The 3,272-nt window shown below is 49.5% G+C and carries 2 protein-coding genes; both read left to right on the plus strand.

The annotated features are described in order from the left end of the window. Positions 1 to 2,519 (plus strand): hypothetical protein (locus KDK19_RS20115; protein WP_257288605.1); only part of this gene is annotated, 2,519 nt, incomplete at its 5' end. A gap of 242 nt (positions 2,520 to 2,761) precedes the next feature. After that, positions 2,762 to 3,272, plus strand: a 511-nt coding sequence (locus KDK19_RS20120) for a hypothetical protein (RefSeq protein WP_257292748.1), incomplete at its 3' end; no start/stop codon positions are given.

Here is a 3,272-nt window from a genome sequence, read left to right on the forward strand (position 1 = left end):
TCGTGGTTATTTCAGAAATGAATCTGATCGACAGCCAGCATCTGGAAGGTGAGCTAAACGATCTTCTGGCCGGTGACGCCCATCCCGGATTCCACTTGTTTGCCACTATCAACCCACCCGGGTACAGCGGGCGAAAACCATTATCACCGACGCTGAAGGGGCGTTTCCGACAGTTGCCCATCCGGCAATACAGCCAGGAAGAGTTGCAGACCATTGCCGGGAAAGTGCTGCCAGAAACCCCACTGGGAAAAACCGTGGCTGAACAGCTGACTCGGCAACATTGTCGTCTGAGGGCTGAGCTGCAACGGAAAAAACTGCCGTTGCAGCTCACCAGCCTTGATTTACAGAATGTGGCCAGGGCCGTTGTCCGGGGAGGCGATTTTTCCGAAGATGGAATTAACCAGTGCCTCAATCAGCACTACCGGCTTTATCTGCTGGCCGCCAGGATATCGTTGCAGGAACTGTCAGAGCCACCGGCTCTTGCCATGGTTAAAAGGGAGCCTGATGCTACATCTGAAACCTCATCGAACAAGGGTCAATGGGCATTATCGCCAGCTGCAACATGGGTGAAGCCCGGCACTGCTGCCGATGGAACGGGTGAAATCAAGCCTGAACTGACACCTGCTGTGACTCACTCCGACTACCCGTTACTCCGCTTGCCCCAGGAAGTGTTCAACAGAATCGCCAGCTATTTATCAATCAACGATATCAATCATTTTGGGAAAACTTCGTCGTCCATGGACAATCGCCTGAGATATTGCGGCCTCGGAGAGGTCCGGCACTTTCTCTCCCAGACCGGGCAAAGGCAGTCTTCTTGCCGGGCAATCATTCAGTCCAGTCATATACTCCTTGAGTACCTCAGAACCTTGTCCATATTTTCTGTTCGCCACTTCCCTGCACAACTGGGTCCGGCTTTTTACTCCTATTATGCTAGCCATATGCGCCAGCAGGTTCTTGATGGGGCTGCACTGACCCTCATACCTATTGGCAGTTTAAATGTTAAAGATTTTAACTATCACTTGCGTGATCATATTCCCATTATCATTGAGGGGAAGTCGCGGAACTACAGTGATATTCTGGCTCTGGATGGTGATGGTCACTGGGCCAGAAAAGCTGAGATCAAACACGGTGGTATGGTCAATTATGGACATCAGCGGGCCGACCATATTTTATTTGTCCCGCAACCCGTTCCGTTAAAAATTTTTCGCCACAATTACAGTGGTAAAGAGCATTTACTGTCTGTTTATGAATGCAAGAATGATTCGTGGGTTGAGCAACAGCTGACAACAGGTGACGTTTTTCCTGAATGTGAGGACAAGTATCTGAGTAACATCCACCTGTCACCGGATGCCAGATCACTGGTCTGCATTAACACGGGGCGAGCGGGTGCTATTCTCGGTCAGGGGGCCGATGGACGGTGGGTCAATAGAGGCAACATTAATACAGGCCTTAATCATCATTTGCTGTTCAGTGCCGACAGCAAACATCTTGCGCTTTATGATGGATCATTCATTATGCTGATGGGGCAGGCAGACGATGAATCCTGGTTACAAACCGGCGATATTAATGTCAGAGATCCTGCCGATGACGACAAATTCACGCCCAGTGGCGAACAAGTGAGCGAATTTGATTTTGATCTCGACGTTATATTCAGCCCGGATAACCGCCATTTCGCCACATGGTTTGATGATGCCGGTGAGGATACCTATGACAGTGATATTGAACGGGATTATTTCTTTGTCGTCATTTTTGCCCGTGGCCCGGAAGGGCAGTGGCGTGAAAAAGAGAGAATAATTGAATACTGTAGCCAGCCAAGTCGGTATTTCTATCTTAAACCTGAATTTAGCCCCGATGGTCGGCTTCTGATTATCACCACCGAAGACAGTTTTCAGATCTGGGAATTAACGACTGACGACCAATGGCTACCCTCTGTTCAGGAGGCGCCCGAAAGCGGTGGTGGTGTGATTCACTTTTCTGTGGACCCTCGTGAGTTCATCAGAAGGAGCGGGGAGAGTGTAACGATCTGGCGCAAGGCGGCGTCCGGAATCTGGGGCCAGACACAATCATTTCCGGCTGGGTCCCTGGTAGTAATCAGTCCCAGCGGTGAAACCATTGTTTGTAATGATCCTGCGGGCCATACGGATATTTATCAACGTAAGCCTGCTGGTGAACTTTGCGGTGAACCTGACGGTGAGTGGATCAATCAACGCATCGAATTTCCCATCAATAAAGCCGATTTCAATGAAGAAAGTTGCCTTCTGGCTGTGATTCCTCAATCGGACATGCACAGGCTGATTCTGTTCGGGTTGTCGGCAGACGGGAGCTGGCTGGAAAGGACCCGTTTGCGAACAGAAGGCAGGATTAAGAAATTTTGCTTCAGCCCTTGCAGCCGCAACCTTCAGGTTACCAGTTTGCGCCCTGACAATGCTGATGATGTAACGCAAAAGGTTTTTTCGCTCTGGCAGATCAGGCCTAATGCAACCGGCGGGGCTTTAGCGGAGCAGGATGACTTGACCTGAGGGATATTCCGGCGATCTGAAAAACGGATAAACATCGGCATTCCAGTATCACATGCGTTCGGTTTGAGGCTTTTTGACCAATCAAAGATGCTCTGAGTCCATAATTTTACGATTGTCCATACTACCTTCGCAGCATGAGATAGCTGTGGGTCTCTATCCAAATGGAACTTTCATCCTATTTTAAGGTCACATTATTAAACGGTTTCAACGCAGTTCCTGAGATTAGATGTAAGAGGTTGACTATGGATGGTCGGATTGATGGGCAAATAAACAAACGCGCTCCTGATAGAAAAGAGAGCCATAGTGGCGTGCCTCCCAGGGCACCAAAGTTGGAGTCATCGTCAAAAGATAAGGTAAAAATCTGCGATGAGTTCACCTCCAAACTGACGATATCCTCACCTCCGACTGTGTCGCCTGACAAAGCGAGAACCGTATCTTCAATAGATTCCTCAATCGCCAGAGCCTCTCATTCCTTCGATTTTCGTTTTGTCACCAGTGATGATGAGGTTCGACAGCTTTTAGTGGCCCGCACCGGCAACGAAAATCGCGACGTTACCCTTATCTCCCATCCCGATGACCTTTCACAGGCTAATCTGGTGAGCCGGTTGAGCATTTCTCAAGATGGTCGCAACGTTCTCCGCTCAGGCAAGCTGTTTGAAGGTTCAAAGCCACTCACTCTGGTGATGGATATCCGGAAACTCACCAGTGAGGAGCTGCCAAAATTTAACGATCTGCTGGACCCGGATAACCCCT

Source organism: Endozoicomonas sp. ONNA1 (assembly GCF_024606325.1).
In the GTDB taxonomy this organism is placed as follows: Bacteria; Pseudomonadota; Gammaproteobacteria; order Pseudomonadales; family Endozoicomonadaceae; genus Endozoicomonas_A.